The 24,664-nt window shown below is 70.0% G+C and carries 28 protein-coding genes and 1 rRNA gene; 11 read left to right on the plus strand and 18 right to left on the minus strand.

What is annotated here, in order from left to right; genetic code table 11:
- The first annotated feature begins 10 nt into the window (after positions 1-10).
- Positions 11-127, plus strand: a 5S ribosomal RNA gene (rrf, locus tag FKR81_RS29255).
- A 195-nt stretch (positions 128-322) separates the two neighbouring features.
- On the plus strand, positions 323-487 hold the full coding sequence (locus tag FKR81_RS43795; RefSeq protein WP_186763230.1) for a hypothetical protein: 165 nt from the start codon (positions 323-325) through the stop codon (positions 485-487).
- On the opposite strand, the gene FKR81_RS29260 is transcribed toward FKR81_RS43795, so the two are convergent.
- Together FKR81_RS29260 and FKR81_RS29265 are read right to left on the minus strand one after the other, a co-directional pair.
- Positions 484-1,068, minus strand: coding sequence for an LURP-one-related/scramblase family protein (locus FKR81_RS29260; RefSeq protein ID WP_235921836.1), 585 nt, complete (start codon positions 1,066-1,068; stop codon positions 484-486). The two genes, FKR81_RS43795 and FKR81_RS29260, sit on opposite strands and share 4 nt — an antisense overlap.
- A 3-nt stretch (positions 1,069-1,071) precedes the next feature.
- Positions 1,072-1,416, minus strand: a complete 345-nt coding sequence (locus FKR81_RS29265; protein WP_146356654.1) for a nucleotide pyrophosphohydrolase — start codon at positions 1,414-1,416, stop codon at positions 1,072-1,074.
- A gap of 87 nt (positions 1,417-1,503) precedes the next feature.
- On the opposite strand from FKR81_RS29265, the gene FKR81_RS29270 reads away from it, so the two are divergent.
- Entirely contained in the window at positions 1,504-2,292 is a 789-nt protein-coding gene (locus tag FKR81_RS29270) for an NmrA family NAD(P)-binding protein (protein WP_186763231.1), read from the plus strand.
- Here FKR81_RS29270 and FKR81_RS29275 read toward each other — a convergent pair.
- A complete protein-coding gene (locus tag FKR81_RS29275) occupies positions 2,270-3,109 on the minus strand; it encodes a hypothetical protein (RefSeq protein WP_186763232.1) in 840 nt (279 codons plus the stop codon). The genes FKR81_RS29270 and FKR81_RS29275 overlap by 23 nt on opposite strands.
- Before the next feature lie 286 nt (positions 3,110-3,395).
- Between FKR81_RS29275 and FKR81_RS29280 the strand changes: the two genes are divergently transcribed.
- Positions 3,396-3,887 carry a Gmad2 immunoglobulin-like domain-containing protein gene (locus tag FKR81_RS29280; protein WP_146356658.1) on the plus strand — a complete coding sequence of 164 codons (492 nt, stop codon included), beginning with the start codon at positions 3,396-3,398 and terminating at the stop codon, positions 3,885-3,887.
- Here the strand turns inward: FKR81_RS29280 and FKR81_RS29285 are convergent.
- Positions 3,865-4,932, minus strand: coding sequence for a helix-turn-helix domain-containing protein (locus tag FKR81_RS29285; RefSeq protein WP_146356660.1), 1,068 nt, complete (start codon positions 4,930-4,932; stop codon positions 3,865-3,867). The genes FKR81_RS29280 and FKR81_RS29285 overlap by 23 nt on opposite strands.
- A 46-nt stretch (positions 4,933-4,978) precedes the next feature.
- A complete protein-coding gene (locus FKR81_RS29290; RefSeq protein ID WP_146356662.1) occupies positions 4,979-5,617 on the minus strand; it encodes a hypothetical protein in 639 nt (212 codons plus the stop codon).
- A gap of 111 nt (positions 5,618-5,728) precedes the next feature.
- Here FKR81_RS29290 and vsr point away from each other — a divergent pair, with 111 nt between their 5' ends.
- Positions 5,729-6,154, plus strand: coding sequence for a DNA mismatch endonuclease Vsr (gene vsr, locus FKR81_RS29295; protein WP_146356664.1), 426 nt, complete (start codon positions 5,729-5,731; stop codon positions 6,152-6,154).
- On the opposite strand, the gene FKR81_RS29300 is transcribed toward vsr, so the two are convergent.
- The 6 genes from FKR81_RS29300 to FKR81_RS29325 form a co-directional block, all read right to left on the minus strand.
- Positions 6,090-8,753, minus strand: coding sequence for an AAA family ATPase (locus FKR81_RS29300; protein ID WP_146356666.1), 2,664 nt, complete (start codon positions 8,751-8,753; stop codon positions 6,090-6,092). The two genes, vsr and FKR81_RS29300, sit on opposite strands and share 65 nt — an antisense overlap.
- Positions 8,750-9,589 carry a metallophosphoesterase family protein gene (locus tag FKR81_RS29305; RefSeq protein WP_146356668.1) on the minus strand — a complete coding sequence of 280 codons (840 nt, stop codon included), beginning with the start codon at positions 9,587-9,589 and terminating at the stop codon, positions 8,750-8,752. Before FKR81_RS29305 ends, FKR81_RS29300 begins: the two co-directional genes overlap by 4 nt.
- Before the next feature lie 7 nt (positions 9,590-9,596).
- On the minus strand, positions 9,597-9,974 hold the full coding sequence (locus tag FKR81_RS29310; protein WP_146356670.1) for a hypothetical protein: 378 nt from the start codon (positions 9,972-9,974) through the stop codon (positions 9,597-9,599).
- On the minus strand, positions 9,971-12,379 hold the full coding sequence (locus tag FKR81_RS29315) for an AAA family ATPase (protein ID WP_146356672.1): 2,409 nt from the start codon (positions 12,377-12,379) through the stop codon (positions 9,971-9,973). Before FKR81_RS29315 ends, FKR81_RS29310 begins: the two co-directional genes overlap by 4 nt.
- A gap of 107 nt (positions 12,380-12,486) precedes the next feature.
- Complete coding sequence (locus FKR81_RS29320; RefSeq protein WP_146356674.1) at positions 12,487-12,849, minus strand: peptidase inhibitor family I36 protein; 363 nt, start codon at positions 12,847-12,849, stop codon at positions 12,487-12,489.
- A gap of 30 nt (positions 12,850-12,879) precedes the next feature.
- The gene (locus FKR81_RS29325) at positions 12,880-13,695 is read right to left on the minus strand and encodes a DUF72 domain-containing protein (RefSeq protein ID WP_222598443.1); all 816 of its coding nucleotides are present in this window, start codon (positions 13,693-13,695) and stop codon (positions 12,880-12,882) included.
- A gap of 6 nt (positions 13,696-13,701) precedes the next feature.
- On the opposite strand from FKR81_RS29325, the gene FKR81_RS29330 reads away from it, so the two are divergent.
- Complete coding sequence (locus FKR81_RS29330; RefSeq protein ID WP_146356678.1) at positions 13,702-14,457, plus strand: arylamine N-acetyltransferase family protein; 756 nt, start codon at positions 13,702-13,704, stop codon at positions 14,455-14,457.
- Here the strand turns inward: FKR81_RS29330 and FKR81_RS29335 are convergent.
- The 4 genes from FKR81_RS29335 to FKR81_RS29350 are packed head-to-tail and all read right to left on the minus strand — an operon-like array spanning position 14,400 to position 19,308.
- Complete coding sequence (locus tag FKR81_RS29335; protein ID WP_146356680.1) at positions 14,400-16,202, minus strand: glycoside hydrolase family 5 protein; 1,803 nt, start codon at positions 16,200-16,202, stop codon at positions 14,400-14,402. The genes FKR81_RS29330 and FKR81_RS29335 overlap by 58 nt on opposite strands.
- 10 nt (positions 16,203-16,212) lie before the next feature.
- On the minus strand, positions 16,213-16,803 hold the full coding sequence (locus FKR81_RS45715) for a 5-methylcytosine restriction system specificity protein McrC (protein ID WP_328593166.1): 591 nt from the start codon (positions 16,801-16,803) through the stop codon (positions 16,213-16,215).
- A complete protein-coding gene (locus tag FKR81_RS45720) occupies positions 16,725-17,381 on the minus strand; it encodes a 5-methylcytosine restriction system specificity protein McrC (protein ID WP_146356684.1) in 657 nt (218 codons plus the stop codon). Before FKR81_RS45720 ends, FKR81_RS45715 begins: the two co-directional genes overlap by 79 nt.
- Positions 17,365-19,308, minus strand: coding sequence for an McrB family protein (locus tag FKR81_RS29350; protein ID WP_146356686.1), 1,944 nt, complete (start codon positions 19,306-19,308; stop codon positions 17,365-17,367). Before FKR81_RS29350 ends, FKR81_RS45720 begins: the two co-directional genes overlap by 17 nt.
- A 38-nt stretch (positions 19,309-19,346) precedes the next feature.
- Here FKR81_RS29350 and FKR81_RS29355 point away from each other — a divergent pair, with 38 nt between their 5' ends.
- Together FKR81_RS29355 and FKR81_RS29360 are read left to right on the plus strand one after the other, a co-directional pair.
- A complete protein-coding gene (locus FKR81_RS29355; protein ID WP_146356688.1) occupies positions 19,347-19,637 on the plus strand; it encodes a type II toxin-antitoxin system Phd/YefM family antitoxin in 291 nt (96 codons plus the stop codon).
- Positions 19,634-20,032, plus strand: coding sequence for a type II toxin-antitoxin system VapC family toxin (locus tag FKR81_RS29360; RefSeq protein WP_328593165.1), 399 nt, complete (start codon positions 19,634-19,636; stop codon positions 20,030-20,032). Before FKR81_RS29355 ends, FKR81_RS29360 begins: the two co-directional genes overlap by 4 nt.
- Here FKR81_RS29360 and FKR81_RS29365 read toward each other — a convergent pair whose 3' ends face one another.
- Genes FKR81_RS29365 through FKR81_RS29375 form a run of 3 tightly spaced genes read right to left on the minus strand, consistent with a single transcriptional unit; the run spans position 20,033 to position 22,942 of the window.
- A complete protein-coding gene (locus tag FKR81_RS29365; protein ID WP_146356692.1) occupies positions 20,033-20,407 on the minus strand; it encodes a hypothetical protein in 375 nt (124 codons plus the stop codon).
- Between the two features lie 59 nt (positions 20,408-20,466).
- Complete coding sequence (locus FKR81_RS29370) at positions 20,467-22,287, minus strand: ATP-binding protein (protein ID WP_186763233.1); 1,821 nt, start codon at positions 22,285-22,287, stop codon at positions 20,467-20,469.
- A gap of 22 nt (positions 22,288-22,309) precedes the next feature.
- Positions 22,310-22,942: a CPBP family intramembrane glutamic endopeptidase gene (locus FKR81_RS29375; RefSeq protein ID WP_146356696.1), complete on the minus strand. Its 633-nt coding sequence runs from the start codon at positions 22,940-22,942 to the stop codon at positions 22,310-22,312.
- An 85-nt stretch (positions 22,943-23,027) separates the two neighbouring features.
- Between FKR81_RS29375 and FKR81_RS29380 the strand changes: the two genes are divergently transcribed.
- From FKR81_RS29380 to FKR81_RS29390, 3 genes are all read left to right on the plus strand, one after another.
- The gene (locus FKR81_RS29380) at positions 23,028-23,630 is read left to right on the plus strand and encodes a hypothetical protein (protein WP_146356698.1); all 603 of its coding nucleotides are present in this window, start codon (positions 23,028-23,030) and stop codon (positions 23,628-23,630) included.
- Positions 23,630-24,079 (plus strand): hypothetical protein, encoded by a 450-nt coding sequence (locus FKR81_RS29385; protein WP_146356700.1) that lies wholly within the window; start codon positions 23,630-23,632, stop codon positions 24,077-24,079. The genes FKR81_RS29380 and FKR81_RS29385 overlap by 1 nt, the downstream gene beginning before the upstream one ends.
- A 69-nt stretch (positions 24,080-24,148) precedes the next feature.
- Positions 24,149-24,658, plus strand: coding sequence for a DUF2199 domain-containing protein (locus tag FKR81_RS29390; protein ID WP_146356702.1), 510 nt, complete (start codon positions 24,149-24,151; stop codon positions 24,656-24,658).
- Positions 24,659-24,664: the final 6 nt, after the last annotated feature.

Here is a 24,664-nt window from a genome sequence, read left to right on the forward strand (position 1 = left end):
TCCATAGTGTTTCGGTGGTTATAGCGTTGGGGAAACACCCGGTCCCATTCCGAACCCGGTAGTTAAGCCCTTCTGCGCCGATGGTACTGCACTGGTGACGGTGTGGGAGAGTAGGTCGCCGCCGAACAATTTTTGGCCCGCGAGCGGGCGCCTGGTCGAGCCCACAAGGCTCCCGGTGCCCCTCGCGGGTTTTTTCTTGTTGTGCCCGCTGTGTGGTACTTCGTCACAGGATCTGGCTTCCTTACCGCCGACCGAGCGAAGCACCCTGAGCGACCGGGTGACATGAGCCCAGCTCGACTTGCCCGTCCCTACCGTGATCGTCATGAGCGGTCAGTGGGTTGGGGAGGCGCCGGTGCCGTGGAGGCGACGTCACAGACGGGGCAGGCACGCCCGCGAACCCGTGCCCGTGTCGCAGTCGCTCATACCCGCGCTGCTGGGGCTCGTGCTGCTGGTGTGCCTGGTCCTCCTGCTCCTGACCTACCTTTAGCGGGACTGCAACGCGTCCAGTGCGACCGCCTGCGCGATCACCAGCCGGCGATCGATCCCCGGATCCTGCAGCACCACCAGGTACTGGTCCCGCACCCACGTCTTCTTGTCCACGGTGAACACCGGTGCGCCGTTCGGGGCGGTGAAGTCGAAGTGGTACCGGAACGGGAACGGCAGGTCGTTCACGAACGGCAGGAAGTTCCACGCCCGCCGGAAGATCGCGATCGGCACGCTCCGCTCGGTGCCCGTCGCGCCGCCCCAGCCGTGCTGCTCGACGTGCCAGGTCGACCTGCCCAGCGAGGCGCCGAAGTCCTTGCGGAAGAAGCCGATGGGACGGCGCTGCTCGTCGGTCACGTCGTAGCCGCCGCCGAGGTCGATCACCTTGCGCGCGTTGAACTCCGCGAGCACACGGGACTTGGTGGAGTCCGTGTAGATCGTCACCTGCTCCTTGAACTTGAACCGCTTCTGCTCCACGAACGCGATGAGCTCGCCCGGCTCGCCCGCGTTGTCCGCGAACACCTCGTACCGGTTGATCATCATCGTGATCCGCTGATGGACGTGGAACGCCCCAAGACCCTGCACTTCTCACCTACCCCCGTCGTCGACCGGACGCAGATCGCCGGTCGGGAAACGCCTCTCGTTGCGCTCGATCTTCGCGAACGCGGCCTCGACCAGGTCGACGTCGAGCTTGTCCGCGAGGCGCACGAGGTAGTGCATCACATCGGCGAGCTCGTCGCGCACGTTCCACGCCAGTTCCGGGTCCCGCATCGCGTCGGCGGCCTCCTCCGGCGTCAGCCACTGGAACAGGTCCGTCAGCTCGCCCACCTCGCCGGACAACGCCATGACGAGGTTCTTCGGCGTGTGGTAGCTGTCCCAGTCGCGGGCCGCGGCGAAGGATCGGAGTGCGTCGCGCAGGTCTTCCAAGCTCATGCCCCACAGCTATCACATGGACGATCGAGCATGGAACTCGGTCTTTGAGTCATGGTCCGTCCAGGCCGCGGACGGTTTCCTTGAGTCATGACAATCCTGGTTCTCGCAGCCACCGGCAAGACCGGCCGCCGCGTCGCAGCGTCCCTCGGTTCACTCGCCCGCCCGGCGTCCCGTTCGTCGGAGACGCGCTTCGACTGGTCCGACCTGGACACCTGGAAGCCGGCGCTCGAAGGCGTCACCGGCGTCTACCTCGTGCCCGGTGACGACCCGGAGGCCGTGGCGTCGTTCGTGTCGCTCGCCGTCGAGTCCGGCGTCACCCGGTTCGTGCAGCTGTCCATGCGCAGCGTGCCGGACGACGACCCGTTCGAGGCGCCCGTGCGGGCGTCCGGAGTGGACTGGACGATCCTGCGCCCGGTGTGGTTCATGCAGAACTTCAGCGAGGACATGTTCCTGCCGATGATCCTCGCCGGCGAGGCGGCGCTGCCCACCGGCGACGGGGTGCACCCGTTCATCGACGTGCAGGACATCGCCGACGTCGCCGTCGCAGCGCTGACCGGCGACGGGCACGCCGGTCAGGTCTACGAGCTGACCGGACCCGACGCACTGTCCTTTCCGGACGCATTCGCCCGGATCGCGGCCGCTTCCGGCCGTGCGGTGCGGTTCTCCGACGTCCCGGCGCCCGCGTTCACCGCGACACTCGTCGACCTCGGCTACCCGGAGGACATCGCGTCGCTCGTGACCGTGCTGCTGACGAACATCCGCGACGGCCGCGAAGCACACCTGTCCGACGGAGTGCGGCGGGTGCTGGGACGGGCGCCGCGAACGTTTGCGGACTACGTGAAGGCTGCCGAACCTACTTGGGCAGCAACAGCCTGATGCTCTTGTTGATCACAACCGCCTCGCACAGCGTGCGGCCGGTGCGGTCCCGCCAGTCGCGGACGATCCCGCTGTAGCGCTGACCGAGCGCGTAGCCGAGCAGGCCGACGGGCTCGCCGTCGAGCAGGACCTCGAACGTCATGGCGCCCTCGTGGATGCCGTCGGTGATCATGTGGTCGCGCAGCTCGGCGATCACGTGCACCGACCGTCCCGACGAGATCTCGTGCAGCTCGTCCTGCTGCTCACCGCTGCTGGTCACCACGATCGCCTGGTCGGCGGGCAACGTCGGTGCGTCGCCGAGCCCCTCGTGGTCGAACAGCAGCACCTGGGGTCCGCCGACGTGCAGGTGAACGGCGAAGTGACGCCTGCCGCCCGTGATGCGGGCCGGGCACGTGCCCGCCTCGCCCCGCTTCGCGAGCTCGGCGAGCTTCGGCTCGTAGCGACGGGCGTCGTCCTTCATCAGGTAGCCGACGGTCGCCGCGGACCCGTCCTCGCGCAGCAGGTCGACCCGGACCGCGTGACGGTCGTGCCGGTTCCTGGGCTCGGGAACCAGCACGGCCGTCACCGGTAGCGCGGTCTCCAGGGTGCCCGCGCTGCCCCTGCGGCAGAACTCCCTGACCGCCGGCTGATGGCACGACTCACCGACCACGGCGAGCCGTCCGGCGGTCGACAGGCGCCGCAGCCGGCTCGGCACCGGCACGTGCGGCGCGACGCACAGGCGACGCAGCCCGACGAACGCCAGAACGAAGGCGCCACCGCCGAGCGCGAAACCGAGGCGTCCGAACGAGACCGTGAGGATCAGGGCGATCACACCCACCAGAACGAGTGCCGCTGCGGGTGACGTTTCGGTGCGTTGCGTCGCCATCGGTGACCCCCTGGTCGCGCTCAGCTGTCATGCCGTCTGTCGGACCAGATCAGCCACCCGTTTCACCTAACCCCCGATCGGGTGAACGGTCGTGCTCCGCCCGGCGATCGGCGCCAGGCGTGGGTCGGCGTCCGGCGCCGTGGGCGGACGAACATCATCAGCTCACCCTGCCGGTAATGGACTTCCGGCCGGGCCCGATTCCCTTGTGCAGAGGTGCACAGGACGGGAGGCCTGAACCATGTCGATCGATGTTCAGCAACCGAGGACGCACGACCTGGTGAGCAACCACATCCAGATCGGGGGTGTGGCCGGTGGGGCGTTCGAGGCGGCGTTCAACTACCGGATCACCGAGGGGCACGACGAGGTGACCGGCGGCTTCATGGCCGGTGACGGTGCGGGCGGGCACGGGCAGTTCCAGCTGACGGTCGACGTGACGGGCGCCGCCTTCCAGCTGAACCGGATCTTCGTCGAGGTGTTCTGGACCTCACCGAAGGACGGCGCCGAGCTCGACAAGAAGATCGTGCCCGTGGTGCTGGGCCCGCTGGTCGTTCCCGGCTACCAGAACTACTTGGAGCACGTGGTCGTCGCGGGCGAGACGTTGTGGGGAATCTCCGTGAAGTACTACGGCTCGGGCAACCTGTACTACCGGCTCGTCGCCGCGAATCCGGGGACGATCACCAACCCGAACGTGATCACGCCGGGCATGGTCATCCGCGTTCCGCGGGCCTGACCACCCGCAGCCGCGGCCGCTGCCTGGCGCTGGGTTCCCCTCCGCCGGGCACGGCCGTGAGCACGAGCCCGAACACGAGCCCGTTCAGCTCCTCGACGTCGAGCAGCAGCTCGCGCGCCACCTGCTGCGGCTTGACGCCCTGCTCCCGGAACACCGTCGCCAGCAGCCGCGACGTCTCGCGTCGCGCCATGCCGTCCGGCTCGCTCGTCCGGTAGCCGCGGCGGCTCAGTTCCACGCACATCGCGGTGTACTGCTCCTGGCCGAGCAGGCCGAGGTCGCGCAGCCGGTAGGTGAGGGCGAGCGCCGACACGTGCCAGTCCGCGCGGTGTGCCAGCACCTGTTCGGTGCTCGGGTTGTTCAGGTGCATGCCCGCCTTGGGCATGAGGAACGCGCCCGCGAACGCGTTCGCCTCGCATTCCCGCGCAGGCCTGGCCTGGTGCAGGACGAGGTGCCCGAGCTCGTGCGCCGCGTCGAACCGCCCGCGCTCCGGTGACGTCGCCGGGTTCAGGAACACGTACGGCGTGCCTGCGTGCCAGAACGAGAAGGCGTCGACGTCCGCGCAGTCCGCGGGCAGCGAGAACACCCGCACGCCGCGCGACTCCAGCAGCTGCACCATGTTCGGCGCGGCCTTGTCGTGCAGGCCCCACCGCGCGCGCACCATCTCCGCCGCCGTCTCCGGGTCGGGGTGCTCGAGCGTGGGCACGTCCGGGACCGGCAGGGTGAACGTGCTCTCCAGCCAGCCGTTGAACTCGATCGCCAGCTGGCCCGCGCTGATCGCCGCTGCCTTGTTCCGCGCGGGCAGCTTCGCGGCCGCGCGGAAGGCGACCGCGGTCTCCGGCAGGTCGGCCGGTTCGGCCTGCGTGAGGAACCCCTCCGGGAAACCCAGTGCCGAGGTCAGTGATTCGGTTGTGCCCGCGCCCGGTTGACGGCGCCCGTGCTCGTAGTCCGCGATGCTGCGCGCACTCAGCCCGGCCTTGCGGGCCAGCTCGATCGCGGTGAGGCCGCGCCGTCTCCTGGCCATGGTGAGTCGCGAGGGCGTGAGCATGATCGGGTCATTGTGGTCGCTCCCTCGCGAGCGCGCCAGCCGGTGATCACCTCGCCTTCAGCTGGACGGGGACGGCGACCTCCTCAGGTCCGTCGACGTTGCGGGCGCGCAGGTGCGGGAACTCCAGCGGCGGCAGCGTGATCCGGTGCGCCCAGCGGTCGATCACCTGGCCCTGCGGGGTCGGCTCCGGTTGGGAGACCTCGCGGAGCACGACGAGCTTGTCATCCACTTGCATCGGATAGGTGACGAGGAACCACAGCTTCAGGCCCTCCGAGCGGGCCATGGTCTCGAACAGGCTGAACTGGTCGTGGTCGTTGTCCCTCATCATCGCCGCGATCGCCGGGCCCTTGGCGTAGTCGCTGCGCAGCGGGGCGTCCGGGGAGCCGGTTCCCCGGTTGCCCTGCAGCGTGCCCAGCACCACCGGCCGGGTCGGGTGCTGGACCAGGCCCGCGTTCCACTGGTCCAGGCGGCGCCAGCCCTCCGCGACGAGCAGCTCGCGGAGCTTGCCGACGCGGTGGATCCAGTCCAGCAGGCCTGGGCCGTTCGTCGGGCCCAGGGGTGGGGATGACGAGCGTGCCTCTATGCCTGCCCAGATCGCGTGGTCCAGGTGCGTTAGGCGAAGGCCAAGGTCAGCCAGCTTGTCCTCGGTGGTCGGGGTGGGTTTGCGGAAGGCGATTCGGGTCATGGCGTCACGGTAGCGACGGGGTCTGACAATTCTGAGACGCTGACGACCGTGTACCGCTACCTCGATCCCGGAGCGGCGCCGCCGGCCACGTCGCCCGCGACATCCCGGGTCATGCGCCGCACGAGGCGCACGGGAACGGCGCCGGAGCTGGCTCTGCGCAGCGCTTTGCACAGAAGGGGAATGCGGTTCCTCGTCGACGTCGCGCCGGCTGGGACCAATCGGCGTCGCCGGGTCGACGTCGTGCTGCGAGGAGCGCGCGTGGCGGTGTTCGTCGACGGCTGCTTCTGGCACTCGTGCCCCGAGCACGGCCAACTGCCCAAGGCGAACCGCGACTGGTGGCGGCTCAAGTTGCGCGGCGTCGTGCGCCGCGACCGGGACACCGATGAGCAACTCGCCGCGTCGGGCTGGCACGTGGTGCGCGTGTGGGAGCACGAAGACGCGGATGCGGCGGCGGACCGCATCCGCGACCTCGTCAGGACGCGACCGGTTCCAGTTCGTGCAGGGCGTCGGCGGGCAGGTGCGCACGGGCCCACGTGAGCACGGCGGTCTCCTGCGCGAACAGGATGATCTGCCGGTCGGCGGACATCGACAGCAGCAGGTCGAGGATCGCACGGGTGCGCGTGTCGTCGGCCTGCACGGTGACGTCGTCCAGCAGCAGCGGGCACGACTCTCCAGGCGTGGTCAGCGCCGAAGCCAGCGCGAACCGCAGCAGCAGGTACACCTGCTCGGCCGTGCCGAGTGACAGGGACGTCGCCGGATGCCAGGTCCCGGACGCCGAACGCACGGACACGTCCAAAGTGGACCCGTCCACCCGCGCATCGACGTAACGGTCAGAGGTCACCGAAGGCAGCCACGTGCGGAGCGACTCCTCCAGCAGCGGAGCGATGTCGCTGTGCACCTTGTCCGCCGCCGCCGACAGGAACTGCGTGGTGAGCGCAACGGTCGACGCGTGTTCCTGCAGCCGGGTCAACGCGGCGCGCGCCTCGTCGACGGCTTCCTCGGCGTCCGGGACGCTCGGTACCGTGCACGACGCCAGAGCTGCCGCGAGTGAAGGTGCTGACGCGGCAAGGGAAGCGTCGACGTCGGCGTGCGACTCGCCCAGGCGCGTGGCTTCGGCCAGCAGCACGGCGTGGCGTTCCTGGCGTGCGGCCTGGCGGGTGGCGAGAGCGGACAGGGTGGTGCCGGACAGCAGGGTGGTCAGCTCGGCCCACTCGTTGCGCTCGGACTCGGCGGTGCGGAGCATGTCCTCCCAGCCGCGTTGCCAGTCGGCGATCGCCTTCAACAGCTCCACCGGGTCGTCCACGGAGACGCCCGAGATCGCGGTGACCGCGGAACGCAGCAACGTCAGGGCGGACGCGCGGAGCGAAACCGCTTCTGCCGCAGCGGCTTCGGCAGCCGTGCGGTCCGCGAGGGCCTGGGTGAGCACGGGGCGCTGGGCGGCCATCGCGGCCTGGCGGGCGTTGACCTTGCAATCGGTCTCGTAGTCCACCAGCAGCGCAGCCGTGGACATCGACGGATCTTCCTTGCCGCGCGCGGACAACGCGGCGACGACGGCGTCACCGCAGGCGGAAACCTTTGCCGCGTAACCGACGCGCTCGGCTTCCCAGCCCGACCGGTCGGCCAGCAGGCGCAGCAGGTCGGGGTCGGCGGGCAGGCCCGCGACCGAGCACCTGGCTGCCGCGGTGTCGTGCACGCGGGCCGACTCGACGGCGACCGCGCGCTGGCCCTCGGCCTCGGCCAGGGCGCGATCGGCGTGGAACAGGCCGGCGCGGGCCTGGGCGGCGTTCGTCAGCGCGGTCGCCGCGTACGACGCCGCGGCGTCGTGTTCGGGGGCCGACGGGCGGACGAGAACGCCTGCCAGCAAAGAGAAAGCGGCGGCCACCAGCACGCCGATGCCGGCCAGGGGCAGGCCGGCGAACAGCAGCAAAGCACCGACCACGCCGGTCGACACGGCCAGCGCGAAGAGCAGGGGACGGGCGTACCTGCTGCCCGGCTCACCGAGTTCGCGCAGGCGTTCGCCCGCCACGTCGGCCTCGACCTGGGCGCGGGCCGCCTGAGCCGCGGCCTCGTCCTGGCGCTGGCGGGCCGCGTCGACCGCGATGGTCGCCGTTGTGACGCGCGAACCGCTGGTCGGGTCGAGCAGGCCGGCCATCTCACGCAGCTCGGGAGGGGACACCGACGTGGTCACGTCGACGCCCGCCTGCTTCAGGTCGTGCGCGTCGAGAACGGCGACCGCGGCCTCGTAAGCCGTTGCCAGCGAACGGATCTCCTCGTCGACCTCGACGTCGCCGGACGGTGGTGCCGGCAGGTTCTCCAGCTCCTGCTGGATCTCCGCGACACCGGGGCCGGTCAGCTGACGCGGGGTCGGTGCGGCGCGCCACGCGGCCAGTGCCACGTTCACCTGGCGGGCCAGCTCTTCCTGGGCGGCCAGGCCGGACGGCGGCGTGTCGCCGTAGCGCTCGTGCAGCTCGTGGGCGCGAGCCAGGCGACCGGCGTGCTCGATCAGTTCGACCGTGTGGTCTTCCAACGCGGTGCGCGCGCGGCGAGCCGCCAGCGCCTGTGCTTCACGCGCGGCCAAAGCGGCCTGTTCGGCGAGCGACAGGTACTCGGCGTGTGCGCGCTGGGCGTGGCCGAGGTCGGTCTCGGCTTCCCTCAATCGGTTCCGCGCGGCGCGCAGCGCGTCGGCGGGATCTGTCAAGCGCGCCAACGCTTCCGCGGCCGTGCTGTCGGTGCCCGCGGTGGCCGCGGCGCGGCGGAGGTGTTCCTGCATGCCGTCGGCCGCGTCCAGGACGTTCAGCAGCTGCGCCTGGTCCACGCACGCCGTGGCGGCGAACGAGTCGCGGTCGAGGCCCAGCCAGGTGGCCGCGTCGGGGCAGTCGTCGTTGTCCAGGTCGCGGCCGATCGCGATGTGCCTGCCGTCGGCCATCAGCACGGTCGCGCCCACCCGCCAGTCGTCGCCGGACCACGGCCGGTAGCGCTCGGCCGGGCCGCCGCACAGCGCGGTGTGGATCGCGGCGTGCCACGACGACTTCGCGGACTCGTTCGCGCCCGCCACCACGGTCAACCCCGGCGCCAGCGGCAGCGTCCTGCCGACGATCGGCCCGAACGCCTGTGCCGTCACGGACTCGATCCTCATCGTTCCTCCAGTGCGGCCAGGCCCATCGCCAGCACGCGGTCTCGCGTCGCGGGCTCCAGCGACGACGCGAGCACGTCGCGGACGAACTGCCCGCGCACCGTGCGTTCCTCGACGAACCAGCCGTGGTCGACGGCTGAGGGTGACGCGATGACGTCCGGCACGACGAGGCCGCGCGACCGGCTGACGGACACGTCGTGCGTCTGGCGGGACACCGTGCCGTCGGGGTTGACCGTGCACAGCACGGCACCGCGTTCGCCGGTCTCGCCGGACGTCAGCGGGTCCGGGTTGCCGGGGTAGGTGTAGCGGGCGGCGTGCGCGGGCGTGTGCTCGTGCCCGAGGAACGCGTGGTCCAGCCCGGTGATCTCCACGTCCGCGGGCGAGGGACCGTGGAACAGCGCGAGGTTGACCCCGCCCCGGTTCACCGTGAACTCCTCCAGGAACCCTTTGCCGCCAGAGGGTTCGCAGTGCGCACCGCCCCACAGCGTCACGCCGTCGGTGAGCTCGACGGGTTCTAGCGCCTCCTCGGTGAACACGTGGACGTTCGGCGACCAGTCGACCTGCTGGTAGAGGCTCTGCGGCCCGTACCAGTCGTCGTCGCCGGGCGCGAGGTACACGGGCACGTCGATGTCGAACGCCGACCGCAGGAACGCCGCGGTGTCCGGGGAGAACCGGTCGTGCTCGTACAGGTCGCCCGCGCACAGCAGCGCGTCGACCTGCTGGGCGCAGGCGAGCTCGACGATGAGGGCGAGCGTGTCGCGCTGGGCCTTGCGCCGGGCGGGACCAGCCCGGTCGAAGCGCGTGTCCAGGTGCAGGTCCGCGAAGTGCAGGATTTTCACGAGTGCCTCAAGAGATCTCGATGGTGCCGGAGAGCGTGAAGGCCGACAGCAGCGCGCCCGTCACGGACGTGACGTCGGCGTGCCAGCCCCTCAGCTCCTCCGGTGTGGGCATGACCTCGTAGTCGTGCTGCCTCGTCGCGCGGGCCAGCGCGTGCCACAGCTGCACCGCGTCCACGGCGAGGTCGGCGTCGACGTGCCGCGGCAGGCTCAGCAGCAGCGCGTGGACGGGCTGGTCCGCGCCGCACGTGAGCGCGACGGCGCGTTCCACGGCCGTGCGCAACAGCTCCGCGCAGCACCGGACCCGCACGCCGTCGAGCGGCTGTCCGCTGTCCAGCAGGTTGCTGACGCACGTCAGGCGGTCGTACACGTCCTGTTCGACGGTCATCGCTGCAACCACCCCGCGAACAGCTCGGTATCCCTGATCAGCGCGTCCAGGTCGCCGCCGTCGCCACCGACGCGGCACGCGTGGAGCAGGTCGACCGCCCACGAGCCGACGGACGCCTCCAGGTGCGCCAGCAGCTGCGCGGTGTCGCCGAGGTCGTCGAGCACCGCCAGCGCGAGCTTCTGCTTGGTCGTCAGCGCGCACTCGAGCGCCTGCTCGACGTCCGCGTGCGGCACGCCCCTGCCGAGCCGTTCGCGGCGGAACCTGGCGTGGCTGGCGGCTTCCAGTGCGCCACGGCAGCACGACGCCACCAGTTCGGCGCGAAGCGTGTCCGGCAGGTCGTCGTCGATCCGCATCGCGCGGGCGTCGGACAGGCACCGGCCGACCGGGTCGTCGCACATGCGCACCCGCACCACGGACTCCTCGCCGCGGCACACCTCCCAGACGGTGGCCGTGAGCCGCAACCGCCTGATCGCCTCGACCAGCCGCTCGTCGTGCGTGAACACCACGACCTGCCGGGTGAGCGCCACGTCCGCGAGCACCTGCGCCAGACCGTCCACCTTGGACGGATCCATGGCCTGCACCGGGTCGTCGATGATCACGAAGCGGAACGGGCTCTCGTCGACCATCGCCCTGGGCAGGAACAGCGCCAGCCCCAGCGAGTGCAGTTCGCCCTGGCTCATCACTGCGAGCGCGGAGTTCGCGACGCCGTCGACGGACACCTCCAGCTCGACGTGCCGGGTGCCGCCGAGCCGCACCGACCCGAGGTCGACGTTGCTCTGCTGGCGCAGCCGCTGCCAGATCCGCTGCGACTCCTTGGCGAACGGCGCGATGCGTTCGGACCGCAGTGTCGCGGCGGTCTTGCGGATCCAGTTCTCGGCCTCGGTGACGTCACCGAGGACCTCCTGGTCGGCGAGCGCCTGCTGCGCCTGCGAGTGCCACTCGAACAGCGCCAGCGCCATCGGCCGCCACACCAGGTCGCGCCGGTCGAGCTGCTCCTGCGCGACCCCGCGCAGCGCGTCCACCGCGGTGGCCAGCTCCGCGTACCGGTCGAACAGCTCGTGCCGCAGCCGCACCGGGTCGTCGATCGACGCGCAGTCCTGCCAGGCCTGCCACGCGTTGTAGGCGCCGGACGTGTCCAGCACGCCACCGGCCTCGACCAGCGCGTCGGGCGGCGGCTGGCACAGCGCGCGGGCGGCCGCGACGGCGACGTCCAGCCGGTCGGCTGCCTCGTGCAGCTCGGCGGCGGCCTTGGCGAGCGAGTCCGCGCGTTCGGCTGCCTTGGCGTGCCACAGCCCGTCCAGTCTGCCGAGCGAGCACACCGGGCACTCCTGGTTGCCGCCGGACTCGTGCAGCTGCATCGCCAGCCGCAGGATCTCGCTGCAGCGCAACGAGTCCTGCGCGTTCTCGGTCGCGACGACGGTCACCGCGCTCAGCGCGAGGTCCAGGTTCTCCCGGCAGCGCTCCAGCTCGTCGTCGGACGGCAGCTGCAGGTCGACGACCTGGTGCAGCAACGGCATCCCGCCGCCACCGACGTCCGCGCCCAGCGCCAGGTCCGCGATCGCGTCGAGGTCCGGCACGTCCTGGCCGAGCAGCTCGGCCGCCTGCCGCGCGCGTTCGTCGGACGACGCCGCCAGCTCCGCGCGCACCCGCTCCTTGCGGTCGTACGGCCGGGCGACGACCTCGGCGAGCCGCTTGCGGTGTCCCGCCAGCACGTTCTGCGCCTCGGTGATCGCCTCCAGCCCCAGCAGCCGGTGCAGCGCCTCGTACAGCTCGTCCGGCTGCGCGTCCAGCACCGTGCCCAGCTCGCTGTAGGGCAGGAACGGCCGGTAGGTCTCCAGCGAGTCGCGCCAGCGCGCCTCGGTGAACGGTTCGTCCTCCTCCGTCCAGGTGCCGCCACCGAGGTCGTCGGCAGCGGCCCACCGTCTTCGGACCGTCGTCGCCTCACTGCTCCCCGCCCGCACGAGTGACAGCTCGACGGCCGTCCCCTCCGTGCTGTGCAGGTTGCGCCAGCCCTGCCGCCACACCTCGTGCTGCGCCCGCGTCCAGCGCGCGTTGTTGCCGGTCAGCGCCAGCTCGGCCGCCTCGGCGAAACTCGACTTGCCGGACCCGTTGCGGCCGGTCACGACGGTCAGCCCCGGTCCGGGCGCCAGCGGCAGCTCGGTCTGGGGCCCGATGCCGCGAAAACCGCGCACCTTGATCCCGGACACGAAGATGCCCGCGCCTGGCCCGTCCGGCCGCGCCGCAGGCGCCTCGTCCGGCATCGGGATGCCGTCCAGCGCGCGGTCCAGCGCCGCTTCGCCCCGGCACGCCGCGAGCACCAGCTCCGCCGCACGGGGGGTGAGATCGTCCTTGGCCAGTCGGCTGGCCAGTAAGTCGAGTAACCCGGCTTCACCCGCCACGGTCACATTGCCTCCAGCTGCCACCACTCGATAGGGCGGCAACTTAGGCACCAATTGAGACTTACTGAGCAGTCATCACACGATCGGGTGGTGATACATAGGGTGAGGAACTATTACCCCTCCCAGACAGTGATCGCACGGATGACGAAATACGCATCAGGAACGTACGTGCCGTTCTTCGGGTAGGTGGTGAACTCGGCCTCCGTCGAGCAGTCCTCCCGCTGGTACACGGCGACGTCCCTGCTCAGCCGGTTGGCGAACGACCGGCCGACCAGGCTGAGCTGGATGCATTCGTTCGGGTTCGCCGATTCCAGGTCAAGCCGCTCAGTCTTGCCCGCGTACTGGGCGCCGGCCCACACGCAGAACTCGCCCTTGTCGCAGGCCGAGTCACCCCGGGTGACCTGGGCCTGGCTGGCGGGTGCGATGACCACGCCCGTGAAGACGACGAGTGCGGCGACGAGGGTCTTCGTGGACATGGGCGGCACCTCCCGTCCGACGAGTGTCTGCTAATCGAGACGCCGCCGCAGCGCGAGCGCGTCGCGCGGGGCCATGACCTTCGCGTCGTTGTCGAAGTAGACGTGCACGTCGTGCTTCTTCGACCACTTGCGAACCTTGGCGGCCCAGGTGTCCAGGCCCTCGTCGGTGTAGCCGCTGACGTACAGCTCGTCGTGGCCGTGCAGCCGGACGTAGACGAGGTCGGACGTGACCTCCTCGATGAGCGGGTACTTGCCGGCGGCGTCCGCGATGACCAGCGCGATGTCGTGGTCGCGCAGCAGCCGGGGGAACTCCTTCGTCGCGAAGCTGGGGTGCCGGATCTCGAGCGCGTGCCGGATCGGGCGGTCCGCGTCCGTGGTCGGGTGCGCCGGGTCGACCCGCTCGTCGTGCCGCTCGGCCTTGCGCGCGGCCTCGGTGGTCGTGCGGGGGAGGTGGTCGAAGAAGTTCGCGAGCGCCTTGGCGTCGTACTGGAACGTCGGCGGCAGCTGCCACAGGAACGGGCCGAGCTTCGGGCCGAGCGCGAGCACGCCGGACGCGAGGAAGTTCGGCAGCACGTCGTCCGGATCCTTCAACCGCTTCATGTGCGTGATGAACCGGCTGCCCTTGACCGCGAACACGAAGTCGTCCGGTGTTGCGCGCGCCCACTTCTCGTAGCTGGACGGCCGTTGCAGCGAGTAGAAGCTGCCGTTGATCTCGACGCTGTTCAGCTGGGACGACAGGTAGGTGAGCTCCTGGCTCTGCGTGACGCCCTTGGGGTAGAACGTGCCGCGCCACGGCGGGTAGACCCACCCCGACGTGCCGATCCGGATCTCACCCACGCGCACAATGGTGGCATGGACGACTACCTGGCGCGGATCGGAGCCACGCGCGACTCCTCGTTGACCGAGCTGCACGAACGGCACCTGCTGACCGTCCCGTTCGAGAACCTCGACATCCACCTCGGCACCCGGATCGTCCTGGACGAGGAGGCGTTCCTGGACAAGATCGTGACGCGGCGGCGGGGCGGGTTCTGCTACGAGCTCAACGGCGCGTTCGCCTGGTTGCTGCGGTCGCTGGGGCACGAGGTGAAGTTGTTGTCCGCCAGGGTGTTCATGTCCGCGGGTGGGCTCACGCCGCCGTTCGACCACATGGCGCTGCTCGTCGACGACGCGTGGCTCGCCGACGTCGGGTTCGGCAAGTTCACGCTGCACCCGCTGCGCTGGGACTCGCGCGAGGACCAGACCGACCCGTACGGGGTGTGCCGGTTGATCGACAACGACGGTGACGTCGAGGTGCACAAGGACGATGAGCCGCAGTACGTGCTCGACACCCGGCCGCGCACGCTCGACGAGTTCGGGCCCGCCTGCTGGTGGCAGCAGACCGCGCCCGAGTCGCAGTTCCTGCGGGGCCCGGTGTGCAGCATGTCCACGCCGGACGGCCGCGTCACCCTCTCGGGCACGACGCTGATCCGGACCGTCGGTGAGGAGAAGACCGAGGAGGACGTCGACGACGTGCTGGCCGTGTACTCCTCGGTCTTCGGGTTCTCACTGCCTCACGCGGACTTCCGGCAGAGCAACGCGGCGGGCTTCCTGCCGTCCCTCCCGGTGTAGGCGACGCCCGCGACGTGCTCGCTCTGGTCGCACTGGCCCTTGTAGTGGCCGCTCGCCCAGTCGCCGACGTCCTGCGGGCGGCTGTCGGAGCGGTCGAACCACACCGTGCGGGTCGCCGTGCCGGTCGGGGCCTTCGCGCACAGCAGGCCGTCGAACGCCGAACCCCTTGCGCTGTACCCGATCGCGGCGGTGCCGGGCGGGCACTGGACCTTCGTGAACGTCGACGCCCAGTCCTGCTGGACGTACCGCTCGTCCTTGACGACGGTCGTCTCGGTCCACTGCGGACCGCTCGTGCACAGGCCGCGGTTGCCGGTGTGGCTCAGGCCGGCCAGCACCTCGCCGTCCGGGCAGACACCCTTGCGCGCGCCCGAGTTCCAGTCCGGCTGGGCGCGCACCTTCCGTGACTGGACCTGGTCGGCGTGGTCGAGCGTCAGCATGTTCCAGCGCCGGACCTCAGGGATCTGGCCGGTGCGGCCACTCGCGACGAGCCGTCGCCACGCCGCCGCCCGCCAGTCGTCGCCGTCGAACAGGCCCATCCGGTTCCCGGCGGCGTCCCAGTGCATCAACGCCCAGCCGTTGCCGCCGCGGTTGGTGTGGAAGCCGACGAGCGGCCAGTACGCGAAGTCCGCGTCGGTCTCGATCAGGTAGTTGACGAAGTTCTCGAACCAGGCGCGTGCCTTCGGGTTCGTCTCGTCGCGTCCGCCGACGCCGAACTCGCTGATCCACACCGGCGCGGTGAAGTGCTTCTGCGTCTCCTGGAGCACGTACAACGCCTGGCGCCGCACGGTTTCGGTGAGTTGCTGCGCGGTGAGGTCCTGGTAGCGCGGGTCGCTGGTCTCGCCGCTGCCGGTGGCCCCGGTGTGGTTCGGGCCGGTGTAGCCGTAGAAGTGCGCCGCGTAGACGAGCTTGTTCGTGCTGAGCAGGGTGTGCGAGAGGTTCCGGACGGGTTCGAGCGTCGGCCGTCCGTGCGGCAGGCCGTCGACCGGGATGCCGGTCCAGTTGATGCCCTCGACCATGACCAGCAGGTCCGGGCTGGTCTCCATGATCCGGTCCGCCGCCTGCTGCGACGCGCGCTGCCAGTCGTGCTGGTTGCCCCAGCCCCAGTTCGGGTCGTCCCACACGGTGCGGCGCACCTCGTTGTAGAGGTCCGCGCCGACGACCCGCTTGTTGTTCTTGTAGCGGTTCGCCATGAACGCCCAGTCGTTGATCCACTGGTCGGTGCTCTGGCTGGTGTTCCAGCGTTCGTTGCCGTCCACGCCGCAGCACCAGCGCGAGGTGTTGGTGTGGTTGTTGAGGATCACGGCGATCTTGCGCTGGGTGAGCCGCTCGACGACGGCGTCGTAGACCTGCAGCGGTGTCTTGCCGCTGAAGTCCTTGAGCCCGGTGACGGGCTGAGTTTCCTTGATCATCTGGTTGGAGAACGGCAGCCGCACGCTGTTGACGCCGAGCTCCTCGAAGCTGTCGATGATCTCGTCGACGTGGGCGCGGTCCAGCGCGAGCGGGACCTGGTCGGCCTTCTCTCCGGAATGGTGGTTGGCGGGGTCGTTGATGTCGCCCGACCCGTTCCACGTGCCGCTGGCGCCGTGCCAGTTGCCTGACTTCAGCTTGAAGCGGTCACCGTTGGCGTCGACGATGTAGCGCCCTCGGGTGCTCAGCGGGCCGGTCCAGGACACCGGCTCCGCCTGCACGGGAGCTACGAGAGTCGCGGCCAGGAGCAGGGGGGCCAAGACGCGAATCGCTCTCATGTCCCGCAGGCTAGCTGCTGAGCAACGTTTTCAGGTGTAACGAATTGTCCTCCGGATGGACCCGGACATCGATCCCGATCACGTCGATCACGCCGAGCACGCGTCCCTCGAAGTCGACGGTGATCCGTTCCGAGGTCGTCGTCGACTCCGACGGGTGCACGATCACCGCACGCGGCGTCTCGGACGCGCGGTAGGCACTCGAGTACGTCAGCAGCTGGTGGACGTCCTCGCGGCTGACGTTGCGGTCGTCGTAGTCCTTGTACTTCGCGTCCACGGCGACCGTCCCGGTGCTCAGCCGCGCCACCGCGTCCGGCCGGAAGTACGCCGTGCCGCTGGGCCTGCGCACGTGGATGGGGGAGATCGTCGTGCTCCCGACCATGCGGTGCACGACGCTCTCCCACAGCCGGAACATGTCCAGCAGCCGCGACTCGCCGGGCAGCTCGTGCTGCACCATCAGGTCGGCCACGCCACCGGTCCTGAGCAGCAGCGCCGCCCAGTTGTGCGCGGCGAAGTAGTGGACGTTCATCCGGTGGTGCCGCTGCCGTCGCAGCGTGGTGCGCGCGGTCTCGGTGTCGCAGCTCGGGAACTGCCTGGCGAGCAGCGCAGCCTCGGCTGCTCGGCGTGCCGGGCGGCGTACCGGAGTGCGGCGCCGCACACCTCGTTCTCCCACACCTCGACGCGCCGGTCGAACGTGCGCACGTGCAGGCGGTCGAGCATGCCGTAGCGCTGGGACGCCTGCTTGACCACGTCGAGCCTGCCGCGCAGCACGTTCTGCACGTCCTCTTCGCGGACGTAGTCCTTTCGGAGCTGGTTGCGCAGCAGGATCCGGCACTCGTCCAGGAACGCCTGCACCACCAGGTCGGTGAAGTAGGTGCCTTCGACGTCCCACCTGCGCGGCTGGTCGACGGTCGTGTTGTAGGGCTTGGTCGCGTAGTGCAGCCAGTGCAGCCAGTGCAGCAGCATCTCGCCGCTGATCGGGATCTTCGGGCTGATGCGCAGCTCCGCGCAGTCGAGCACCAGCACGCCCGCGGCCGACCTGACCTTGAGCGTCCAGCCCTTCCTGGTGCGGCGCAACGAGAAGTAGCCGCGCAGGTCGGGGTGCGTCAGCAGCTCCAGGTCGTGGTCGCTGGGCTCCAGGGGGATGTCGTCGTACTCGACGACCTCACGCACCGGGCGCATCGGTGCTCGCCTCGGCCTGGAACTCCTTCGCCAGCAACGTGAGCAGCTCGTCCGGCGACACCTCGATGCTGATCTTCTCGCCGAGGATGGCGCGGAGGAGTCCCTCGTCGTTGATCGTGTAGTCCTCCAGGAGCGGGACCACGTCGCGGAAGAACGCCGAGTGCACGTCCTGCTCGTTGTCCAGCGGCTTGTCGTCGCGCAGGAAGAAGGCGTGCCCGATCTCGTGGTCCCGGCCGAGGTGCGTGCGGACCCGCGTGTTCAGCGCGTCCACGAGCGCCTCCAGGTCCAGCGGGCCGATCTCGCCGGCCAGCAGCCCGTGGTCGGGGCGGATCTCCTGGAACTCGAAGCGCCTGCGGATCGCCGCGTCGAGGTGGGCGACGCTGCGGTCCGCGGTGTTCATCGTGCCGATGATGAAGACGTTCGGGGGGACGTCGAACGGGCGGCCGCTCGTGGACAGCGTGAACGCGCGGCCCCGTTTGTCCTTCTCCAGGTACGTCACGAGCTCGCCCAGCACCCGTGCCAGGTCCGCGCGGTTGATCTCGTCGATGACCAGGACGTGTCTGCCGGTGTTCCTGGCCTGTGCGCAGACCTGGAGGAACACGCCGTCGGTCAGCTTCAGAGCCAGGCCGTGACCCGTGTCGACCGGCTTGAAGCCCTCCACGAAGTCCTCGTAGCCGTAGGACGGGTGGAACGTCGCGTGCGTGACGTGGTCGCCCGCGAACGCTGCCGCCGCCGCGAAGGCCAGCCGGGTCTTGCCGGTGCCCGGCGGGCCGTAGAGGATCACCTGGTTCTTGCGCTCCAGCCCGCGGATGACGTCCTCGACGTCGCGCGGGATGGTCTCGACGTGGGTGACGCGCGTCTGGATCTTGCGCCACACCGCGGACTTCAGCGGTCCCGGGACGTACGGCCAGCGGCCCTTGATCGGCTCGTCGAGCTGCTGCGCGTAGCTGGTGTCCCAGTCGACCTTGATGCTGTGGAACTCGCCGTCGTAGGAGTAGCTGTCGTCCGCGACCGTGCCGACCGCGAGGACCTCCCAGTAGCCGCGGTGCGCGACGACGTGCGATCCCGCGGAGAGGTCGCGGAAGTCGCGCAGCAGCCTGGTGGCCAGCCACCTGTTGACCGGCATCTCGTCGGGCTTCGAGTACTGGGCGAGATCGTCGAGCTCCGTGGCGAGGCGCATCGTGCCGGTGGCGAGCCAGTGGGCCCAGTCGTGGTGCGGCCGGACCTTGATGGCGGTCTCGGTGCTGGTGCGCGGGTCGAGGTGGTCGTAGAGGAAGCGGGTGACCTCCAGCAGCGACCAGTCGCCGGTCTTCGGGTGCAGGCGCGCGAGGTCCATCAGCTGGCGGTTCAGCTGCCAGGACAGGCCGTTGGGCACGGGCTCCGCGCCGAACAGGCGGATGTACTCACGCAGGTGCGCCGCCGAGAAGATCGGCAGGAAGGCGTCCGGGAAGTACGTGCTGAGCGCCTTCGTCACCAGCGACTGGCCGTGCCGCAGCAGCGTGAGCCGGTCGAGCTGGTCGAACCGCTCCTGGTTGACCGCGTCGAAGGCGGCGACGAACTGCTCCCGCAGGCGTTTCCACGCCTCGTCGACCGGCAGGTCCGCCAGCGAGCCCGCGCGGTACCAGTCGCCGTCGCTGCGGCGCTTGTAGATGATGTGCTTGACCGAGCTGCCGCCCTTGATCCCGCCCAGGTAGGGGGTCTGGTACTCCATCATCCGGCAGAACGTGAGCTGGTCGCCGATGCCCAGCGCGTACCGGTCCAGCGCCAGGTCGGGCCACAGGTCGAGCGGGAAGTAGGTGAACACCTCCTCCCGCTCGCGGTCGATGAGGTGCTGGCGCTCGGCCACGTCGGGTTTGGGATGGGCGTCCAGCGCTCGTTGCAGCTCGTCCGGGCCGGCCATGACGCTCCCTCCGCGCGTGTAGCTCATCTGTAGCACTTTTTGCCCGATTGAGCTACCCTCGTGCGATGGAGACCAGCACGCACACCATCGGACAGCGTGAGCTCCGCAACGACAACGCGGAGATCATGAGGCGCGTCGAAGCGGGCGAGAGCTTCATCGTCACCCGCAACAGCCGCCCGGTCGCGCAGTTGTCGCCGTACGTTTCACAAGACGTGGCCCGCCCGAAACTGGGCGAGCTGCAGGCGATGTTCCGCGAGCTGCCCTCGGTCGACATCGACCGCTGGCACGCCGACCAACGCGCCGCGGACGAGGTGTTCGGTTCCGACGATCCCACCGAAGACCCGTGGCTGCGGTGAACGTTCTCCTCGACACCTGCGTGGTCATCCGGTTGGAGAAGTTCGACCTGGGTGACCTCGCGGACGCACAACCGTTCCTCAGCGCGGTGACGATCGCCGAGCTCGGGTTCGGGCTCGACACCGACGACCCCATCGAGCGGTTCGCCCGCGCCGAGCGGTACTACGCGGCGCTGGACCGGTTCGAGGTGCTGCCGTTCGACGTCAAGGCGGCCAAGGTCTACGGGCAGATGGCCGCGCTGGTGCGCCGGATGGGGCGCAGCCCGCGGCCGCGGCGGATGGATCTGCAGATCGCCGCCACGGCCGCTGCGAACGGGATGCCGGTGCTCACCAGCAACGTGAAGGACTTCGTCGGGATCGAACGGCTCGTCGAGGTCGTGCCGGTCTACCCGGCGTGATCAGACCTCGCCGTCGGTTCTGATGCGCAACGTCACCGTGGTGTTCTTGGTGCCGTTGTTCGTGGCGCACGCGGAGTAGTAGCCGTAGCCGGGGAAGTTGCCGTAGATCGAGCGCACCTCGTGCGCCCAGCTCGACACCAGGCCCACCGAGCCGCTGCCGGGGACCGTCGAACCGTTGTGCTGCAGCTTGAACTTGGCACCCTGGTTGGTGGCGCTGCCGTCGCCGCGGGCCGCGAAGGTCGCGTACTGGGTCTGGCACCACTGCTCGCCGGGCACGAGGACCTTGGTCACCGGGCCGGCCGCGGAGGCGGCGGAGGAGGCGGTCAGCAGGGCGAAAGCGGCGGCACCGGTGACGGCGGCGATCTTGGCGAACATCGGGGTTCTCCTTCTGCGAGGCGGATTTGCGATGTGCAGAAGGTAGGAGCCGGGAATGGTCAGTCGGCAGACCGTTCCGCATCCACTTTCAGTCCGATTTCCTGCCACAGGATCTCGGTGATGCGCGCGACGCCCGCCGCGAGATGACGGCGGTACGTCGTCATCGGCAGGTCCAGCAGCTCCGCCGCGGCCGCCTGGGTCTCGGCGGGCTGCAGGTAGGTGTGGTGCAGCACGCGGAACGCGCGGCGGTCGCGCGGCGAGGCCTCCATGACGCGGGCGGCGCGGGCGATGGCGTCGCGGCCCAGCGGTGCGTCGCGCAGGCGGTCCGGCCTGGTGAAGTCGCGCAGCGCGTCGCGCACGGCCGCCGCGAACTCGGCCTCGGACAGCGGGCGCGGGGTGTCCGGCAGGTCGTCGGCGTTCTCCCGGTCGGCCAGCAGGGTCATCCACGTCATCGGCGGCACCGCGCGCCAGTCGTGGCCGAAGACGCCGAAGTGCTTGCCGTCGCGGGAGAAGTCCTCGCCGGGCAGGCGGTGGAAGTCCGTGTAGCGGAAGGCCTCGGTCCAGAAGTCCGGGTTCAGGCAGGTGACGTTGACCTGGCCGAGTCCCGGCGTGGTGAGGTAGCGGCGGACCAGGTGCAGCGTGATGAACATCTGCACCGGCGACACGGCCTGGTGCGTGTCCAGCGCCATCCAGTGCGTGACCCACAGCGTGTCGCCGATCATCGGCGCGATGACCAGTCCGACGGCGTCGCCGTTCCTGATCACCGACACCGACTGCGGTTGCTCGGTGTACCAGCGCTCCGCCTGAGCGGCTGACTCACGACCCTCGTGCGTCTCGATCGCGCGTCTCAGCTTCGCCCAGTCCTGGGCGGACGTGCGGGTGACGGTGAAGTCGTCGGCCGTCGCGTTGACGTGCCGGAGGTACGGGCCGAGCATGGGGGAGTCGCGGTGCAGGAACGCGAAGTCGAGCAGAACCGACTGCTGCGCGGGGAACTGCTGCTGGTAGTACGCGCGGGCCCGTTGGTGCAGCAGGGAGTACGTCTCGGGCTGACGCCACCTCAGTTCCGTGGCCAGGGTTTCCCGGACGAAGTCGTGCAGCACCAGCCCGCGCGGGGCGTAGTCCACTATGGACAACTCGCGCAGCCAGTCGAAGATCTCGCGCGCGTCCGGCACGTCCAGCAGTGCGGCCAGCAGCGGCTCGGTGGCGACCAGCACCTGTGAGCACGCCTCCAGTGCGGTGAGGTGCCGCGGTGTCGGCACGCTGCCGATCAGGCTGCGCAGCAACGTGTTCAGCACCTCGGGCGTGGCGGTGATGTTCGGGATGTCGGACTGCGCGCACACGTCCGCGAGCAGCGCCAGCGCGAGCGGGTGGCCGTGCGTGAACTCCAGCGCCTGGTCGTGCTCGGAGTCCGGGACACCGCGCAGCCGCAGCAGTGCGCGGCCGGTCTCGCGGTCGAGGTTGGTGAGCCGGATCGTGCGCAGCACGCTGCGCCAGCCGGGGTCCGTGCGGAACGCGACCGACGGCGGTTCGCGGCCGGCGATCGCGACCACCACGTCGTCGCCCAGCGCGGGCAGCAGTTCCTCGCGCAGCCACACGTCGACGAGCTCGGCGTTGTCCACCAGCACGGCCGCGTGCTCGGCGGTGACGTCGGTGATCGGGTCGCGTCCGTCGAGCCACACGACCTGCCTGCCCGCGTCCTCGGCGAGGAAGCCGAACTGCCGCAGCAGCGTGGACTTCCCGGTGCCGCCCGGCCCGTGGACGAAGAGGACGGCCTCGCTCGCGCCGGGTGCGAGCAGACGGCCGAACACGGCCAGCTCCTCGTCACGACCGACGAAAGCCCGCCGTCGAGCGGCGGTGATCCGCTCCGACAGACGGGTCACGCCACCCAGTGTCACCGCCGTGTCAACGACTCAGGAAGAACTGCCCGAGCCCGAGCACGAACATCAGCAGCCCGTACAGCGAGTGCTCGACCGACACCGCGGGCAGCGATCCGGTGCGCCGGTAGCGCTCGCCGAAGATCCAGCCGCCTGCCGCGGACAGCACCACCGGCAGCCAGTGGCCGTACACGACGTGCACGAACCCGAACGCGGCCGCGCTCGCCGCGACCATCAGCCTGCCGTTGCCGAACACGGGCGCGTACCGCTCGAACAGGAACGCGCGGAACACCAGCTCCTGCGGGTACACGCTGAGCAGCGGGTAGATCACCATCAGCAGCGGCCACTGCTGCTGGTCCGGCAGCCGGAAGAGCGCGTCCGGCACGAGCACCGCGACCGTCAGCGTCGCCACGGCGGCCGTCACGCCCCACAGCAACAGCACCGGCGGCAGGTCGTTCGCGTCGAACCGCCACAGCCGCGCGCGGTCGAAACCGGGTCTGCGCAGCAGGTACGTCGTCGCCGCCGCGCCGAGCACGAGCAGGACGGGGATCGGGCTCGCCCCGGCCGCGACGAGGCCGTAGAGGACGACCGCGCCGAAGAACACGGCGCCGTACTCGGCCGCGAGGTACGCCCTGCGTGATCCGGTCGTCAGCACTGCCATGCCGGTCAACGTAAGCAGTTCCACTTGAGCGCTAACGGAAGCGAGCACGCGGCGATATCAGTGCTGCCAGCTTGGAGGTGTCGCCATGGCCGACACGTGCTTCCTCTGCTTCGTCTCGTCCGCCAGCAGCACACCGGGATGTGTCGGCACCTGCGCCGTCTGCTCGGTCCACGTGTGCGCGCAGCACGGCGAACGACTGCCGAGGCACTTCCTGTGCGCCGACTGCGTCACCGCCGACGCCGCACGCCGCGCACTGGCCGACGGGCCCGAGCTCTTCTCGTTCGCCGAGGAGGCGCCCCGTGTCTGCTCGGCGGGCCGCGCCTTGTTCGACCATCGGCTCGTCGACGACATGCACCACGCGCTGAAGCAGTTCGGCACCGAGCCGGCCGCCGTCGTGCTGCAGGTGCGCGAACGGCTGCGCGCCGAGGCCGCGGGTGCGCCGCTCGGCGTTCTGTTCGAGCGGTTGAGCCACGACGTGCGTACGATCGAGCCGCCATCCGATCCCAGCCGCGATCGCGCCGAGTACGCCGTGGCCGTGCTGGCGGCCGCTTGTGCCGCACACGGGGCGTGGTCGTTGGAGAGGTCGATCTTCCACGTGCCGGGAGGTCCGCAGATGCCCGCTCTGGTGATCCTGCTCAGCACGATGCTGATGGTCCAGCTCGAGTCGCCGTTCCAGCTGGGTTACTGATGCTGCGCGTGGTCGAGAGCGACAAGCTGAGCGGCACGACCGCGTGGGCCAAGTGCCAGAAGCTCTCATTGGCGAGCGGCGACACCGTGCGCTTGGTGGTGCACGGGTACGAGGCTGAACGCGTCTACGTGACGTTGCGCGAGGGCGTGGTCTTCGAGAACGTGCTCGCCGTGTCGCCTGCCGTGTGGGCGCGGTTGCACGACCTGACCGGGTCCGGGCACATCGAGGCGGAACCGGTTCCGCTGTCGTTCGGCGACGTGATGCGGCGGAAGTTCACCGCCCGGCACGTCGCCGGGATCCTCGCTCTCCTCACGGCGGTGCTGGTGCTGTTCGCGGCCGCGGTGACCGCGTTTCTCGAGCGCGACGGGCTCGTGCTGGCCCTGTGCGCGGTCGGAGCGGCGTGCGGGGTGGCGGCGTTCGTCGTGGCGTGGCGCGGCACCGACCGGTGAGGGGCCACCCCATCGGACGCAGATCAAAACAACCCGTTCAGGCGTCGTACCAGCGTTTACTCTGTCACCGTGTCCAACACACTGGGGTTCGAGTGCACGCGATGCGCCCAGCGCCACGACGGGATGCCTCTCGCGTACACGGCGGCCGCCCCCGCCTACTGGCGGCCCGAGTTCGCGCACGACCCCGGCAGCGTGCTCGGTGACGAGCAGTGCGTCATCAACGACGAGCACTTCTTCGTGCGCGGGCGGATCGTGCTGCCGGTGCTGGACGCGGACGAGGACTTCGAGTGGGGCGTGTGGGTCTCGTTGAGCGAGGCCAACTACGACCGCATGGGCGAGATCTGGCACGACGAGGACCGGGTGAACGAGCCGCCGTACTTCGGCTGGCTGTCGACGGAGCTGCTCGTGTACGACCTGAGCACGCTGAACCTCAAGACCAACCTGCACACCCAGCGGGTCGGCATCCGGCCGTTGATCGAGCTGGAGCCGACGGACCACCCGCTGGCGGTCGAGCAGCGCACCGGGATCACGCTGGACCGCGTGCAGGCCATCAGCGAACGCGTGCTGCACGGCGCCTGAACGTGA

The organism is Lentzea tibetensis (assembly GCF_007845675.1).
In the GTDB taxonomy this organism is placed as follows: domain Bacteria; phylum Actinomycetota; class Actinomycetes; order Mycobacteriales; family Pseudonocardiaceae; genus Lentzea; species Lentzea tibetensis.